Source organism: Intrasporangium flavum, assembly GCF_001956915.1.
Lineage (GTDB): Bacteria > Actinomycetota > Actinomycetes > Actinomycetales > Dermatophilaceae > Monashia > Monashia flava.
The window spans coordinates 391,913-408,727 of sequence record NZ_MLJO01000003.1; the positions used below are offsets into that span (position 1 = coordinate 391,913).

A 16,815-nucleotide genomic window follows, 5' to 3' on the forward strand; every position below is an offset into this window, starting at 1 on the left:
CCTGTTCCGGGCAGCGGCCTGCTGCGCTCCGGAGCAGGAGGCGTGGCCCCAGTGCCCGTCGACACACTTGCCGATCGGCGTGCCGACCGCGAAGAGACGCAAGCAGATGGGACAGCGCCCGGACCGCGTGGCGGTGAGGCTTGCCGTCTTGGACCGAGTCCCAACCTTGGCCGGCCGGTTGGAGGATGGTGAGCCGGCACCTGCAGCGCGGGCTTGCTCGAGGCAGAAAGCATGGACCGGGTCGCCCTTCTTCGTCCTCGTGCCATCGTCCTCGGTCATTGGTGTACGACAGATGGGGCACAGCGGTCGCTGAACCTGCATGCGGCAAGCCTCCCAGCGGGCACCGACAGTCGGAGCACCCCGGGCGCGCTGGCGACTCGGACCATGGCGCGGGGTCGAAGCTCCCCGGGCTGACTCACGCAGTGTCGGTGCCGGCGAGTGGCTTGGACCGGGCGGCGGACGCCTTGGGGACGTCCGACCATGTCTTCGGTGTCCGGCCATATTTGCAGGTCAGACCCGGGTGGACGCCTTGGGACGCCTTGGGACAGCAGCGTCACGATGAAAGCGGACACGGCTTGCGCCGTTCACCGCGTCGCCCGTTCGACCATACGGGCCGGTCCCCCTGCCGCTCAGGCGTCCGACACCGTCCAGCCTCGTCCACGACTCCCTGACCTGCTGTGATGCGCGGACACCATCGTCACACCGGGACGCCGCGATGGCGTCCGTCGTTTTGTCGTCGCCGTTCAGTGGGTAGGCATCAGCCCGGAGCCGGTGCTTGGCTCAGCGGTTCCGGCCGAGGCCGGGCGCGCCGGCCTGCGCCGAGATCCACACCGACGGCTGGGCCCGCCGCTGCCTTCCGCACTTCGGGCACCGCCCTCGGCCCGCCGTCGTGGCCGAACCACCTGATGGCTTGAACGGCACACGACACTTGGTGCAACTCAGGAAGCCATGTCTGAGGGCGCACAGTCCGCAGTAGCCGTCGAAGCGGCCCTGCGTCCCCGGGCCTTGGCAGTCACGGCAGCCTGCCGCCGTGCGCGGACGGGACGTGGGTCGGCGCGAAGCGGGTTTGGGGGCAGTCCGACACGCACGGCAACGGGCCGCTCCCTTGGGAAGCGCAGGTTCTGCGTCATCGAGCAGGCTTAGCGGCGCGAGTCGCCCACACCGCGTTGACCAAACCCCCTCCCCGTCGGCGGCGAGCATGTGCCAAACACCGCCCAGCTGACCGAACAACTTCAGCTACCCGCATCCGTCGTCGAGAGCTGCGCCTCGAGCGCCGACGCGACGGCCTCAAACTCGGCCAGCGCTGCGGTCAGGTCTTCGACGATCTCACGCGCGATCACGTCCGGCGACGGCAGGTTGTCGAGGTCCTCGATGGACTCGTCGCGCAGCCAGGTGATGTCGAGGTTGGCCTTGTCGCGGGCGACGATCTCGTCGTACGTGAAGGCCTTCCACCGCTCCGACTCGGTCCGCTCGCCGGTCGATGCGCCCGGCCGGTAGGCGGCGACGAAGTCGTCGAGGTCGGCACGTCGAAGCGGGTTCTGCTTCAAGGTGAAGTGCATGTTGGTGCGCAGGTCGTAGACCCAGAGCTTCTCGGTCCACGGCTGCCCGGGACGCGCGACCTTCTTCTCGAAGAAGAGCACGTTGGCCTTGACGCCCTGCGCGTAGAAGATCCCCGTAGGCAGCCGCAGCATCGTGTGCAGGTTGAAGTCGCTCAGGAGCTTTCGGCGGATCGTCTCCCCCGCGCCGCCCTCGAAGAGCACGTTGTCCGGCAGCACTACGGCCGCGCGGCCGTTCGTGTCGAGGATCGTCATGATGTGCTGGACGAAGTTCAGCTGCTTGTTGCTCGTCGTCGCGACGAAGTCCTGGCGCTCGATCTCCCGGTCCTCGCGGACCTCGCGGCCGTCGGCACCCACCATCGTCAGAGACGACTTGCGCCCGAACGGCGGGTTCGACAGCACCACCGACCATCGCTGTCCGGGGTCGGCGATAAGCGAGTCGCGAACCTCGATGAGAGAGTCTCCGTTGGCGGTGCCCATGCCGTGCAGGAGGAGGTTCATGGCCGCCAGACGAGCGGTGCCGTCGACGAGCTCGTAGCCACGGACCAACCCATCCCGCAGCTTGTCCCGCTCCGTCGGGGTCATGGACTCCGCGCCGCGAGAAGCGTGGTCGTGAGCGACCAATAGGAAGCCTGCTGTGCCGCACGCCGGGTCGACGACGGTGTCCGCCACGGACGGCCTGATGACGTCGACGATGGCCTGGATCAGCGCTCGAGGTGTGAAGTACTGGCCCGCGCCGGACCCCTTGTCCGAGGCGCCCTTGGAGAGCAGCTCCTCGTAGGCGTCCCCCTTGATGTCGGTGCCGGACTGTGACCAGTTCTCCTTGTCGATCAGGTCGACGATGAGCCGCTTGAGCTTGGCCGGGTCCTGGACTCTGTTCTGAGCCTTGCGGAAGATCGTTCCGATCACGCCCGGCTCGCGTGCCAGCCCGACGAGGATGCGGGTGTACGTGAGCTCAAGCTGGTCGCCTTGGGCGTCGAGCAGCCGCTGCCAGGAGTAGTCATCGGGAATGATCTGCTCGGGCTTGAGCTTTCGGGTGGCGCGCTCGTGCGCCATCTTGAGGAAGAGCAGGTAGGTCAGCTGCTCGGTGTACTCGATGACCCCGACGCCGTCATCGCGCAGGACGTCGCAGTAGGACCACAGCTTGTCGACAAGCCGGCGTGCATCAGCCACGGGAGTTCGGTCTTTCTTGGTAGTCAGAGGGTGTCGAAGAAGTCTTCGTCGAGGCGGTACAGGGTGACGGTCTGCTCGACCTGCACGCCAACGCCGTACGCCACCAACAGCTCCGCAAGCCTGGGGCCGTCGATTAACTCGATGCGGGCGTTGATCCGTTCGGCTTCCTGCCGCGCTCCGGTCGAGAAGCGGGAGGTCGTGATGAATACGCCACGGTCGCCCTGCTTGCCCAATAGGGCGCCGGCGAACTCGTGGATCCGTGGCCGGTCGATGGTCCGTCCCTCGGCATATCTCTTCGCCTGCACGTAGATCCGGTCGAGCCCGAGGGGATCTTGGCTGATGATGCCGTCCACCCCGGCATCACCGGAGGCACTCGTGCGCTCGACCGAACCCGCCTTGCCGTACCCCATTCGCTCAAGGAGTCGGATGACCAAGTCCTCGAAACCGGTCGGTGACAGCGCTAGGGCGCTCTGCAGCACTTCCCCCTCGACGGCCGCCCGGTTTGTCGACACGGCCTGCTCGATCAGGTCGCTGGGGGTTGCCTCAGCGATGGGGGCGACCGCAACGCTTGGCAGTGGTACTGGTGCCTTTCGGGTTCGCTCACGGAACTCCACGTAGGAGGGATACGACTCGAGGGTCTTCATGTCGATCCGACCAGGGTTGACGCTCAACGCGGCTCGCCCGACGTCGGAGATGACGACCTGTCCGCGGCTCGGTCTGGACACGAGGCCGGCTTGTGTCAGGTAGGTGAGCGCCCAGCCGACGCGGTTGTCCATCGTCCGTTGACGTCCGCTGGGAAGCATTGCCTTGCGTTCGACATCGGTGAGTCTGAACTCCTCCGCCATGGCGTCCTTCACATCGCGCGACCGCCGGATGCAGCCATCTTCAAGGTGCTCTAGGACTGGGCGCATCAGCGTCTGGAAGTCTGGGATCGTCACGGCATGCTCATCGCGAAATCGGCTGTGTCTGCAGGCACTGTCAACTCCTCAACAACGTCGTCGTCCGAGGTTCGCGCAGTCAACTTTCCCTCGAAGGCCGCGCTGAGGAGCGCCCGCCGCAAGGCGGTGCACCGCAGCGCCTGAGCCTGCACCTGCGCGGCGAGTCGTCGGGTTGCCGCGTCCACCTGGGCGAAGGTGGCCAAGGCCGTCGCTTGTTGCCTGGAGTCGTGTAGAGGGACTTGCACGCGACGCAGCGATCCCTGAGAGATGTTGCGCATCGAGTCTTTCGTCCCCGTAGCTAAGGCCGAGATCTGTCGCCGCGCAGACGGCGCCTGCAAGGCGCGCCAGAGCCACTCTGAGCTGACGTCAGCACGAGGAGTGATCCTCAGACTCTTGTCGCTGAGGAGCAGCCGTGGCCTGACGTCGCCCACAAGAACACTGGCCCCGACGTATTCGCTGGTGTTTGCCCTGCTCACCAGGAGGTCTCCCGAACGTATCTCGAACCTCGGGTCTACTCGATCTGCTGGCACGGCCTTGTTCTCGCCGGGATCGAACTGACCCCACGTCATGGCGCTGACCTTGATGATGCCCCACTCATCCGCAGTGGCAGGCGAACTTGAGGCACCGAAGGACTTGCCTGCCGAGATCTCAGTTAGCAGATCACCGAGTGGCACCTTTCCCTCAGTACCACCGAAGTGTGCATCGAGGGCGCTCCTGCGGAGTGCTTCGAGGCGTGATCGCGCCTTCGACAAGCTGTCGGCTGCGGCGTCGAGGCGGGAAAGGTGGTCCTCGAGGATCTCGACGATGCGCCGTTGCTCGTTCATCTCCGGGTAGGGCAGAGGGATGTCGGAAATGGACCTTGAAGACAGGTGCTTGACGGTGACGGACGACGTGGCATCCCAAATCAAGTTCAAGTACCCCTGCAGCACGATCTCCAGGAACCTAGGGTCGTACCGGCTTTCGTCCACCTCGACTCGACACACCCGCTGGTTGAGCAAAGCTTTACCAAGGCGCCAGCGAGCCGCTCGAAAGTCGCCGTCCATGCCTACAAGCAAGTCCCCGCGCGCGATCAAATGCGACGGCTCCCAAGGGCCGGCGTACCAAGTCGAAACCGAACTGGTACCGACGTCTCTGATGCGGATGAGTGGAAGTCCGACGCCATCGCGGTTGAAGTAGACCGACTGGAACGCGGCACCGTTGACGACGCGCGCCACGTCACCGAGCCGTACGCGGGACCAGTGGGGAGCCTTGCCGACCAAACCGGGGTGACCTGAGGCTTCAGCGCGACGGACCAGTTCCTCGGGGGGCGTGCGGAGCGTCACGCGGTGAGCCCCGAGTTGAGCTCGTCGATGAGGTCGCCGGTGCGGTCGCCGAGGTCGCGGAGGGCACCGTCGATGCCGCCCTTGTCGGTGAAGGGTGCTTGGTCGAGGTCGTCGGCGGTGATGCCGGCGGAGGATGCGATCACTTCGACCATGCGGTCGAGCCACCACCTTTCGAGGGGACTGAACGTCGTCCCAGCCTGTTCTTGTTGCGCGAGCCACGCGGCGTACCGCTCCCGTACCTGGTCGGCGTACGGGACAAGCTCGCTGTCGACCCCGACCGTATAGCGCAGCAGGGAGACGAGGTCGGTCAGGGTGTGGCGGTCGTTGTGCCGCACCCGGTCGACGTCCACAGCCGCATACGCGTCCCAGATCAGGTCGGTGGTCCAGTTGTACGGCGGCCGGGAGATCCGGTCGGCGAGCTCCTGGATGTCGGCGAAGGCGATGCGGCGCTCCTTCGCCTCCGTGGCGAGCTGGATGGCCGTGATCTCGTCGCGGTGCTCGGTGAGGTATGCGCTCCAAGACTCGACGATGGACTTGGCTCTGGTGGTGTCGACGACGCCGTGGGCATCGATGAGGGTGTCCACGTTGACCTCGTCGATGACGCGGTCGTGGGTCGCGCGCAGTTCGAGGATCCGAGCTCGCAACTCGGGGTTGGCCGCGAGTGGCTTGATCGCCTCGTCGAGCAGCTCCTGGAGGGCAGCGGCCGGGTCCGTCGCGTCCTGGACTACTTGAGCTTGGGTGTCGGGGTCGACGGCGTTGACGAGGCTCCGGACGATGTCGCGCACGGGCGCTCCGGCGACGTCGTCGAGCTCGGCGCGCTCCCCCGGCGTCAGTTCGAGTTCGAGCTTGGCGAGGCGCGAGGCGAGGGTGGCGGTCTCGTCCTCGGTCAGCGACAGAGCCGCGGCCTTGTCGAGGAGCTTTTTGAGCGGGACACCCTTGTCCCGGTTGAGGGGCGGCTCGACGAAGTCATGCTCCGTGACCCCGACGGCATCCACGATGACGAACCGGGTCTTGGCACTTGCGTCAGGGGTGACGGCCTGGAAGTCGGCCGGCGTGATGGTGCGGGCGCCGCGGCCCTTCATCTGCTCGAAGTACTGGGCGGAGCGGACGTCGCGCATAAAGAAGACGCACTCCAGGGGCCTGACGTCGGTGCCCGTGGCGATCATGTCGACGGTGACGGCGATCCTGAGTGACGGCGACGTGCGGAAGGCCTGGAGCTGCCCCTTGGCGTCGCGGGCGGCGTAGGTGATCTTGGCCGCGAAGTCATTGCCCTTGCCGAACACCTCCCGGACCGTGGTGACGATTTCCTCGGCGTGGGCGTCGTCCTTGGCGAAGATCAGCGTCTTCGGGACGGTGGAGCGGCCCGGGAAGATCTCGGTGAACAGCCGGTCGCGGAAGGTCTCGAGCACGAGACGGATCTGGGACTTGGCGGTGACGGCCCGGTCGAGCTGCTTGTGGGTGTACTCGTAGTCCTCCTCGAGCTGCTCGAGGCGCTCCTTGCGGGTGCGGCGGTCGACCTTGGGCACGAAGAGACCGGCGTCGATCTTGCCGCCCTTCTCGGAGATCTCGGTGCGGATCCGGTAGAGGTCGAAGTCGACGTTGACCCGGTCGGCGACCGACTGGGGATACGTGTACTCCGAGACGAGGTTCTGCCGGAAGAACGCGAAGGTCTGCTTGCCTGGCGTGGCGGTGAGCCCGACGACGTGGGAGTCGAAGTACTCGAGGACTCCCCGCCACACCCCGTAGATGGACCGGTGGGCCTCGTCGACGATGACGAGGTCGAACGTCTCCGGGGGCAGGGCCGGGTTGTAGGCGACGGTGACGGGGGTGTCGGGGACGTAGTCGTCGAGGCCGGGATCGTCGACGGCCGTGACTTCCTCGTTCCTCAATGCCTTGAAGACGCGCTGGATGGTGGAGACGACGACGCTGGAGGAGCCGAGCATCCCGGCGGAGGAGAGCTTGTCGACGCCGTAGATCTCGGTGAAGCGGCGTCCGTCGCCGGGGGTGCGGTAGTTCTGGAACTCGGCGAGGGTCTGCTCGGCGAGGTTGTTCCGGTCGACCAGGAAGAGGATGCGCTGGAACCCGCCGTAGCGCAGGAGCCGGTAGGCGGCGGTGACGGCGGTGAAGGTCTTGCCGGCGCCGGTGGCCATTTGCACCAGCGACCGGTCGTACCGCTGGCCGGCGAGACTGCTCTCGATCCCGGAGATGGCCGTGATCTGGGCGGGACGCAGCAGCGTGGTGTCGAGTTCGGGCATGCGGCGGACCTTGGCACGCCAAGTGGCTTGGTCCGGCTCCGCGTTCGCGTCACGAAGGATCTTCGCCAGCGTGCTCGGCTTGGGGAAGTTGAAGAGCCGTCGAGCCCGAGCGTCCGGGTCATAGCCGTTCGTGAAGTGCGTCTCGGTGCCACTGGCCTCGAAGACAAACGGAAGCCGCCGCTCGGTGGTCACTGCGCGCAAGCGCACGTCGGCCGGCAGTCCCTCGGCGTACATGCCGGACTGCCACTCCACCCCCGAGAGGGCGGTGCCCTCGGACTTTGCCTCGATGACGCCGACCGCCTTCTTGTCGACGTACAAGACGTAGTCGGCGCGGCCGTGGCCGGCCTTCATGACGACCTCGCGGCAGGCGATGCCCTGGGCAGCGAAGAGGTTGAGGTTCTTCTTGTCCTGAACGGACCAGCCGGCGTCGGTCAGCTGACGGTCGATGATGACCCGTGCGCGCTGCTCTGCTGCGAGCCTCGCTTCGGCGTCGGGTTCCCCCATGGGCGTCACCTTAGCCACCGTGTCGCGGCCACATCGGACATTTCAGTTCCACATGGGCGGCGCGACCATCAAGGTCGGGTGGCCCACCTCATGAGCCTTCTGCAGGTGTCATGCGGACTCCATCAGGATGGACGCCAGACTTGCCCGAAGGCTGCGGCACCAGCTCGATCCGCCAGAGGGCGCGCATCACGGCGCGCCTAGTGTCAAGGTCGAGTCCGTCCCAGGCGACGTGGAGGTCGGGCACGCCCTGCATTACCGACAGCGCCCTTGCGTGTGTAGCGGCAACTGAGGCACGGTCCGCTTCCTCCAACCGCGCCCTCACCGTCCGGGTCCCTGCCAGGAACTGCTCGCGGGTGACCACCCCTTCGGCATAGTCCACCGCCAACGCCTCCAACCGGCCCCGCAACAGGTCCGTGTCTCGAGCGGGCGTCACTACCTGCTCCTGCGCCGACAGGGGGCGGACACCTTCACGCTCCAGGTACGCCAGTGTCACCTCGGTGACGTACTCCTCGAGCAGCGCCTTCGAGCGGATCACGTGACCTCGGGGGCATCGGTACACCAGCCGACGAGCCCGACCTGCCCCACCTGTGGTGGAGACGCGGCATGCTCGCCCGCAGTCGGCTCGGGCGCAGAACGTGATCCCAGACAGCAGGTGACGTGGCGCGTTCCCGGGGGTGGTCCTGCGTGCCGGGTCCGTCAGGATGGCTCGAACCGTCTCCCATGTCTCCCGGTCCACCACCCCGGGCCACTCAGACTCCCCCACGATCGCTCCCTTGTGGGTTGCCAGGCCGGCGAACCGCGGCGATAGGAGGACGGTCCTCAAGTGGGACGTCGTCCATGGCCTTCCTGTGCTCGACGTGGAGCCGGCTGCCGTCAACTGGCGCGTTACCTCGGCCAACGACAGCCCGGCGAGGAGGCGCTCGTAGGCGGCACGCAGATGACAAGCCTCAGCATCCCGGATAGTTCGTCCATCCGGCTCGTAGGCGTACGGTCGCATCCCGCCCGAGAACCTGCCCTCTCGAGCACGACGCTCTGCCGCCGCCGCCACGCGCTCTGACTTCACCTCCGACTCGTACATGGCCACTGAGCCGAGCAGGCGCGCATTGAGCCGGTCCGCGGCGGTGGACAGGTTGACCTTCGCCGCCTTCACCGTGACTACCTCGACGTTGTTCCGCTCCAACATGTCGACCAGGTCCTCGAGGTCCCGGAGCCGTCGATACAGCCTGTCGGGGTGCCACGCCAGCACGACGTCCACCTGGTTCTCCCGAATGGCGTCCAGAAGCGCCTCGTAGCCCGGCCGGGTCGTGTTCACGAACCTCAACTGGGACGTGGACCAGCGACGCTGCTTGGCCGAGATGTCGTTGTCCACAAACTCCTCGACCACCTCCCAGCCCCGATCGGCGGCCAACTTTCTGGTGTCTTCAAGTTGCCGCGTGACCCCCGCTTGAGCTCCCGACCTGTCTTGGGAGATGCGAGCGTAGATCGCCGCCCTGTTTCGCTGCCCGTCCACATCGCCATGATAGGTGTCTCAACCGACAGCCCGTCTTGCCGGCCTGGGTGCCACCGGCGACGAGGACGTTGAGCCCGCTCGCGACGGCGGCGTCGAGGAACGTGGCCGCCTGCCGGGTCAGGGTGCCGAGGCGGACGAGGTCGTCGAGGTGGTCGGCCTTGACGACGAACTTGCGGACGTTGACCTGCCAGTGCGTGCGCGTGATGTCGGGGATGACGACGTGCAGGCGCGAGCCGTCGGGCAGCGTGGCGTCGACGAAGGGGCTCGAGAGGTCGACGCGACGGCCGCTCGTCTTGAGCATCCGCTCGACGAGGTCGCGGACGTCCTCGGCGGTGAGGATCGTGGGGGTCAGCTCGGCGACGCCGCCTCGGGCGACGAACACCTTGCTCGGCTCGTTGATCCAGATCTCCTCGACCGTGGGGTCGTCGAAGTACTGCTGGAGCGGGCCGTAGCCGGCGACGACGGCGAGGATGGAGTGGACGGCCAGACGCTGGTCGCCCAGGGTCGGCAGGCCGCCGTGGAGCGAGCGCTGGTCGTAGTCCTGCACGGCGTCCTCGACGAGCCGCCGGACCGCCGCCGTGTCGCTGGCCGGGTCGAGGCCGGTGCGGCGGATGAGCTCGCGCACCTCGCCCTCGACATGGCGCACCGCCTCGTGTGTCGACATCGTTCCCCTGACTCGTCGTGGACCCGGCCATCCTGCCGGGCCACCGCCGTTGTGGCTCGTCCAACCTAGGCCAAACGCGCTCGAACCATCGCAAACGATCCACAGGGACGCAACCGACGACGTTCGACGGCACGCCGCGCGGACCCTACGGGTTCCGCCGACCCGGCGTCCGGCGTCGTCCACAGCTGTGGGCGCCCGCCGCCGCCGCCCGCGCGGAACGGGTCGAATGGCGGGGCCGCGTGCGCCCGCCCGGGCCGTCCGCGAGCTCACCCGTCACACGAGGAGAACCCCGTGCAGCTGCGCCTCACCGTCGTCGACCGCGACCGCCCCTCCCGCGGCCCGGTCGACGTCGTCGTCGAGGCACCCGCCGGGTCGACGCTCGCCGAGCTGCGTGGGCCACTGGCCACGGCGAGCGGCGCAGCGACGACGTGGGTCGAGGCGGGCGGCCGGACGCTCCCCGACGCCGCGGTGGTGGGCGAGCCGCCGCTGCTGCACGGAGCGGTCCTCGGGCTGTCTGACAAGGCCGTACTGCCGGCCGAGCCCGGTGCCGCCCCCTCGCCGGCCGCCGTCCGGCTCTGCGTCGTCGGGGGTGTCGACGCCGGGCGCACCGTCGCCGTCGGCCGCGGCGAGCACGTCGTCGGCCGCGCGGCGTCCTCGGGCGTGCGCCTCGACGACCGTGGCATCTCCCGCGCCCACGCCGTGCTCGACGTGCGCGGCGACGGCCTCACGGTGCGCGACCTCTCGCCGACCAACGGGTCGACGGTCAACGGCCGGACGGTGCCGCCCGAGGGCACGCGCCTCGGCCCCGGTGACCGGCTGCGCATCGGCTCCACCGTGCTGGCCCTCGCCGACAGCCCGGCCCGGCCCGGCCACCACACCGTCGCGGGCGGACGGGTCCGCTTCCACCGTTCGCCCCGGCTCGTGCCGGGCCACGCCGGGCGCACCGTGTCCTTCCCCGAACCACCGAGGCGCCCGGACCACGCACGGGCCCCGCTCGTCGCGGCCGGCGTGCCGCTCGTGGCGTCGGTCGTGCTGGCCTGGGCCCTGTCCTCGCCCACGCTCCTGCTCTTCGCCCTCCTGTCCCCCGTCCTGCTCCTCGCGCAGTGGTGGGGCGACCGGCGGTCCGGACGCTCGTCCTACCGTCGGCAGGTGCAGGACCACCGCGCGGCCACGGTGCTGGCCGAGCAACGGCTGCGCGACCTGGCTGCGGAGGACGAGGCCGAGCGCCGCGCGGCGCACCCCGGGCCGGCCCGGCTGCTCGACGTCGTCACCGCGCGGGCTGCCGACCTCTGGTGCCGGCGCCCGGGCGACCCCGACCACCTGGCGCTGCGGCTGGGCCTCGCCGACCAGCCCGCAGCCGTCACGTGCTCCGGCACGCCGCACGAACCTCCGGTGCTGGACCAGGTGCCGGCTGTCGTCGACCTCGACGCCACGCGGGTCGTCGGCCTGGCCGGCCCGGCGCCCGAGGTCCGCTCGGTGACCGGGTCGATGCTCGCCCAGGCGTGCACGTGGCACACGCCGCAGGATCTCGACGTCGTCGTCGTGACGGCCCCCGACGCGGCCGACGCGTGGTCGTGGTGCGGGCTGCTGCCGCACGTCGCACGGTATGCGGCTGCCGGCGCCGGGAGCGGCACCGACGCCGCCTCAGCCGCCGCGACCGTCGCGGCGCTCGTGGACGAGGTCGCCCGCCGGCACGAGACGGGTGAGGGGCCCGCGCGGGTCCGTCGAACCGGGACGGCCGGGTCGACGCGGACGCCCGGGACCGACGACCGGCGTCCGCGCGTCGACACCCTCGTCGTGCTCGACGGCGCGAGCGCCCTGCGCGAGCTGCCCGGGGTCGCCGACCTCCTCCGGGACGGCCCCGACGTCGGCCTCGCCTTCCTCGCCCTCGACCGCACGACCGAGGCGCTCCCGGCCGAGGCGGTCGCCCTGGTGACGCTGGACCGCACCGGCGCGGCCACCCTCCGCCGCGGTGGCACGCTGACCGGCGGCGTCGTCCCCGACCTGCCCTCCACCGGCTGGCTCGACGCCTTCGCCCGGTCCCTCGCCCCGCTCACCGACGCGACGCCCCGCACCGGCACGGCCGCGCTCCCCTCGCGCGTCTCCTTCCGCGACCTCCACCGCCTCGCCGGCCTCGACCCGACTTCGGCGACCGACGTCGCAGCGGCGTGGGGCACCTCCGACGGCCGCCCCGTCGCCCGCGTCGGGGCGACCGCGGACGGGCCGTGGCTGCTCGACCTGGCGGCCGCCGGCCCCCACGCCCTCGTCGGGGGCACCACGGGCTCAGGCAAGTCCGAGCTGCTCCAGTCGCTCGTGGCCGGGCTCGCCGTGGCCTCACGCCCCGACGACGTCTCGGTCCTGCTCGTCGACTACAAGGGCGGCGCCGCATTCGGGGAGTGCGCCCGGCTGCCGCACGTGCTGGGGGTCGTCACGGACCTCGACGAGGACCTGACCCGGCGTGCCCTGACGTCGTTGCGCGCCGAGCTGCGACGCCGGGAGAGGGTGCTGGCCGCCGTCGGCGCGAAGGACTGGGACGACCACCGCGCCCGGACCGCCAGCCTGGGGGGCGCCGGGTCCGCAGCCGCCGCCGAGGGGGCCGAGCGGCTCGCCTGCCTCGTCATCGTCGTGGACGAGTTCAAGGCGCTGGCCGACGACCTGCCCGAGTTCGTCGACGGACTGGTCCGGATCGCGGCCGTGGGGCGCTCGCTCGGGGTGCACGTCGTGCTGGCGACGCAGCGGCCCGGCGGCATCGTCAGCGCCGACATGCGGGCCAACGTCTCGCTCCGGCTCTGCCTGCGGGTGCGTGAGCGCTCGGACAGCGTCGACGTCATCGACGCGCCGGACGCCGCGACCGTCCCCGACTCCCTCCCCGGCCGCGGGTTCGTGCGCGGCGCGGACCAGCGGCTCCTCGCGCTGCAGACCGCCTGGGCCGGCGGTCCCGTGCTCCCCGATGAGGAGCCGGGCGGCATAGCCGTCCACCGCCTCGACGGCGGGACGTCCGCCGCGCCCGGCCACCCCGCCCCGGGAGCCGGAGCCGGTACACCCCGCCCGGCCACCACCGAGCTGGCCGCGGTCGTCACCGCGGTCCGGGCTGCGGCCGACGCGGAGGGCATCACCCCGCCGGCCTCCCCCTGGCTGCCCGAGCTGCCCACGACGCTGCCCTCCACCAGCTTGGCCGGGGCCGATGCGACCGACGTCGACGGCGGGGTGGTCGTGGGCCTGGCCGACGTCCCGGACGAGCAGTCGCGCCGCCCGTGGGTCTGGGACCCCGACGCCGACGGCACGCTCGGTGTCGCGGGCGGTCCTCGCTCGGGGCGCACGACGACGCTGCTGCGGCTCGTCGAGGCCCTCACGGCGGCCCGCGACCCCCGGCGTCTGCACGTGCACGCCGTCGAGGGGGTGGCCGGGCCCCTGACCTGCCTGGCCGCCCTGCCGCACGTCGGCTCGGTCACGTCCGCGGCCGACCCCCACCTCGTGCGGCGGGTGCTCGCCCGCCTTGCCGCCGAGCTCGACGCACCCGTGTCCGGACGCACGACGCTCCTGCTCGTCGACGGCCTCGAGGCGGTCGAGGACGCCCTCGCCGACGTCGACCACGGTGCCGGCCTCGACGACCTGCACCGCATCGTCCGCGACGGCTCGGCGCGCGGCATCGCGGTCGCCGTCACGGGGGGCCGTGGGGTGCTGTCGGGCCGGATCGCGGGACTGCTCGCCCGTCGGCTCGTGCTCCACGTGCCCGACCCCCTCGACCTGACGCTCGCCGGTGTCGACCCCGCTCGAGCAGGGCGACGCCGTCCCCCGGGACGGGCCGTCGACCCGGCGAGCGGGCTCGACGTGCAGGTGGCGCTGCCCGGTGACGTCGCGCCGGCGCGAACCGGCGTCGAGACGGGAGCGGCCCCGGACGACCACGGGGCGAACACGGTCGACCTGCCGTGGACCGTCCGGCCGCTGCCCGGCATCGTGAGGACCTGCGACCTCGGGTTCGGCGACCTCGGTCCCGGCACCGGGAACCCGATGCTCGTGGGCCTGGGCATCGGCGGTGACGCCGCACGCCCCGTCCACCTCGACCTGCGCAGCATGCCCCGACGCCTCCTCGTCGCCGGGCCGGCGCGCAGCGGGCGGTCGTCGGCGCTCGCCGTCGTCGCCCGTGGCCTGGTGGCCGCCGGCCGCCCCGTCGTCGTGCTCGCCACCCCGCGCTCCCCCGTGCCCGGCCAGCTCGACGACTCCGGCTGCGCCGTCCTCGGCCCGGGCGACCGCGACGCGTTCATCTCCGCACGGCGTGCCGACCCCGACCTCTGCGTCGTCGTCGACGACCTCGAGCGGTTCGACGGCACCCCGCTCGGCGACGCGCTGCTCGAGGCCTGCGGGCTGCTCGACGCGACCGACGGCGTCGTCGTCGGGTCGGCCGACCTCGCGCGGGCCGCCGCGGCCTTCCGCGGGCTCGTGCCCGAGCTGGCCCGCGACGGCCACGGTCTCCTGCTCGGCGCCGGCTCGCCGGTCGACGGCGACCTGCTCGGTGCCCGGCTCCAGGGCCCGTTCGAGCGACGCGCCGGGCGCGGCCACCTCGTCCGCGACGGGGAGGCGACCCCGCTCCAGGTCGTGCGCCCCGAGCCGTGCTCCGTCGCCCCCTGACGGCGCGCGGCGGACGCCGCCCACGCGACCGCCCCGGTTCTGCCACGCTCTGACCCACGCCCCGTCCGCCGACGAGATGACGCGAGGAGACGCCATGCCACGCGGTGCCCGAGAGATCACGCTGCGCTTCCTCGCCGCCCCGACCGACGCCGGGTACTCCGGCACCGTCGGCGGCGGCCGGGTGCTCGAGTGGATCGACAAGGCCGGCTACGCCGCGGCGGCCGGCTGGAGCGGCACCTACAGCGTCACCGCCTACGTCGGCAACGTCCGGTTCACCCGCCCCGTCGAGGTCGGCGACCTCGTCGAGGCCACCGCGCGCATCGTGCACACCGGCACCTCGAGCATGCACATCCACGTCGCCGTCTCGGCCGGCAACCCGCGCGAGGGCGACCTGCACCCCACCACCGAGTGCCTCATGATCTTCGTGGCCGTCGACGCCGACGGGAAGCCGACGCCGGTGCCCGTCTGGGAGCCGCAGACCGACGCCGAGCGCGACCAGCAGGCGGCCGCCGTCGCGCGGATCGGGCTGCGCGCCGACATCGCCGAGGCGATGAAGGCCCAGACCTACAGCGACGCCGGCACCGCGCCCCGCGCCGTGCTGCGCTTCCTCGCCGCGCCGACCGACGTCAACTGGGGCGGCAAGGTGCACGGCGGCATCGTCATGCGCTGGATCGACGAGGCCGCACACGTCCTCGCCACCCGGTGGACGGGTAGCGCGGCCAACGTCGCCGTCTACGCCGGCGGCGTCCGGTTCTACCGGCCGCTGCGCATCGGCCACCTCGTCGAGGTCGAGGCACGGCTGCTGCTCACCGGCACGTCGAGCATGCACATCAGCGTGCACGTGCGCTCCGGCGACCCGGCCACGGGCGACCTCGCCCTGACGACGCACTCCCTCATCGTCTTCGTCCCCCTCGACGCCGACGGGCGGGCCCTGCCGGCCCGGCCCTGGCACCCGGTCAGCGACGAGGACGCCGCGTTGCGCGACCACGCCCTCGAGTTGATGGAGCTGCGCAACCGGGTCGCGGAGGAGCGCCACATCCCCTGAGGCACAAGGCGGCCCACGCCTTTCACGCCTCGCCGGCTGCGACCTTCTCGACCGAGTCGACCACGACCGACACGTCCGGCAGGGCCGCGACCTCGGCGGCCAGCGCACGCGCCACTTCTCGGTAGCCGTCACCCGCGAGCACCTGCCCCACGGCCTCACCCAACCCGCCGAGCTCCGCGCCACCACCGAGCAGCCCGACCCCCGCACCCACCGCCTGGACGCGTTCGGCGTTGAGCCGCTGGTCGCTCGCGAAGAGCGGGACGACCACCTGGGGCACGCCGGCCACGAGCGCCGACATCGTCGTGCCGAACCCGCCGTGCCCGACGCAGACGGCCGCGTGCGGCATCACCTCGTCCTGCGGCCACCACTGCGCCACATGGGAGTTCGCCGGCCAAGGACGCAGTGCCTCGGGATCCATCCCGGTTCCCGTCGTCAGCAGCACCCGCACCGGCGCCTCGGCGAGGGCGGCGAGCGCCGCGCCGTACACGTGCCCGAGGTGCCCGAGGTTGCCGGCGACCGAGCCGAACGTCACGTAGACGAGCGGATCCCCGGGGTCGCCCCACGCCGCGGGCAGCGCACCGGCCCGTGCCGTCCCCGCGACCCGGTAGCGCACGACCGGCAGCCCCGCCGCGTCGTCGCCGTCGAGCCCGGGCGGCACCGACGTGTAGGTCGTCTCGGCGGCCGAGGCCGCACCGAGCGTCCCCTGGTCGAGCCCGGCGATGGCGTCGAGCTCGGCGAGCGGCTCGGCGAGCAGCGGCGCCGCCCAGCGCTGCATGCGCGCCACGCCGATGGACACCTGGGCGTGCGGCACGCCGGCCTCCTCGGCAGCCGCCAGGGAGCCGAGCTCGATCGGTTCGCGGACGACGACGTCGGGCCGCCACGTGGCCACGACCCTCCGCAGCCCCGGTAGCGCGTGCTGGGCGTCGAGTCGGCCGAAGACGTCGCGCACGACGCGCCGGTTCGCCTCCTCCTCGGGCAGCCCCGGCAGCTCGCGGAACACCGCCTCGAGGAGCGGCCCGGGCACGTCGTCGAACGGCTCGTGGGCCAGGCCCGCACGCGCCACGTCGGCGGCGAACGACGCGGGGGCCGCGACACGCACGTCGTGCCCGGCCGCCGCGCACGCCCGCGCCACCGGGACGAGCGGGCCGAAGTGGCCGGCACCCGCGGTCGTCGAGAAGAGGACGCGCACCCGACCAGCGTGGCACGCGCCCCGCGTCCC

At 71.1% G+C, this 16,815-nt stretch carries 8 protein-coding genes and 1 pseudogene; 2 read left to right on the forward strand and 7 right to left on the reverse strand.

Going from position 1 to position 16,815, the window contains the following annotated elements; genetic code table 11:
• Positions 1-1,232 precede the first annotated feature (1,232 nt).
• The 6 genes and pseudogenes from BIV28_RS03495 to BIV28_RS03525 form a co-directional block, all read right to left on the reverse strand.
• On the reverse strand, positions 1,233-2,729 hold the full coding sequence (locus BIV28_RS03495) for a type I restriction-modification system subunit M (protein WP_076259274.1): 1,497 nt from the start codon (positions 2,727-2,729) through the stop codon (positions 1,233-1,235).
• Positions 2,730-2,752: 23 nt separating this feature from the next.
• A complete protein-coding gene (locus tag BIV28_RS03500) occupies positions 2,753-3,667 on the reverse strand; it encodes a restriction endonuclease (RefSeq protein WP_076259275.1) in 915 nt (304 codons plus the stop codon).
• Positions 3,664-4,989 (reverse strand): restriction endonuclease subunit S, encoded by a 1,326-nt coding sequence (locus BIV28_RS03505; protein ID WP_083706990.1) that lies wholly within the window; start codon positions 4,987-4,989, stop codon positions 3,664-3,666. The genes BIV28_RS03500 and BIV28_RS03505 overlap by 4 nt, the downstream gene beginning before the upstream one ends.
• Entirely contained in the window at positions 4,986-7,748 is a 2,763-nt protein-coding gene (locus BIV28_RS03515; RefSeq protein ID WP_207555733.1) for a type I restriction endonuclease subunit R, read from the reverse strand. Before BIV28_RS03515 ends, BIV28_RS03505 begins: the two co-directional genes overlap by 4 nt.
• Positions 7,749-7,836: 88 nt before the next feature.
• Complete coding sequence (locus BIV28_RS03520) at positions 7,837-9,258, reverse strand: recombinase family protein (protein ID WP_076259278.1); 1,422 nt, start codon at positions 9,256-9,258, stop codon at positions 7,837-7,839.
• 31 nt (positions 9,259-9,289) lie between these two features.
• Positions 9,290-9,922 (reverse strand): annotated as a pseudogene (locus BIV28_RS03525) (ATPase, T2SS/T4P/T4SS family); the annotation flags it as partial.
• Positions 9,923-10,213: 291 nt separating this feature from the next.
• Here BIV28_RS03525 and BIV28_RS03530 point away from each other — a divergent pair.
• Together BIV28_RS03530 and BIV28_RS03535 are read left to right on the forward strand one after the other, a co-directional pair.
• The gene (locus BIV28_RS03530) at positions 10,214-14,551 is read left to right on the forward strand and encodes an FtsK/SpoIIIE domain-containing protein (RefSeq protein WP_076259280.1); all 4,338 of its coding nucleotides are present in this window, start codon (positions 10,214-10,216) and stop codon (positions 14,549-14,551) included.
• Between the two features lie 94 nt (positions 14,552-14,645).
• Positions 14,646-15,596: an acyl-CoA thioesterase gene (locus BIV28_RS03535; RefSeq protein ID WP_076259281.1), complete on the forward strand. Its 951-nt coding sequence runs from the start codon at positions 14,646-14,648 to the stop codon at positions 15,594-15,596.
• A gap of 22 nt (positions 15,597-15,618) precedes the next feature.
• On the opposite strand, the gene BIV28_RS03540 is transcribed toward BIV28_RS03535, so the two are convergent.
• Positions 15,619-16,785, reverse strand: coding sequence for a glycosyltransferase (locus tag BIV28_RS03540; RefSeq protein ID WP_076259283.1), 1,167 nt, complete (start codon positions 16,783-16,785; stop codon positions 15,619-15,621).
• Between the last annotated feature and the right edge of the window lie 30 nt (positions 16,786-16,815).

What these genes read in the sequence shown, in the direction of transcription:
- BIV28_RS03515 (WP_207555733.1), bottom strand. Translation starts at nt 7,748, where the DNA reads ATGGGGGAACCCGACGCCGAAGCGAGGCTCGCAGCAGAGCAGCGCGCA.
- BIV28_RS03535 (WP_076259281.1), top strand. Translation starts at nt 14,646, where the DNA reads ATGCCACGCGGTGCCCGAGAGATCACGCTGCGCTTCCTCGCCGCCCCG.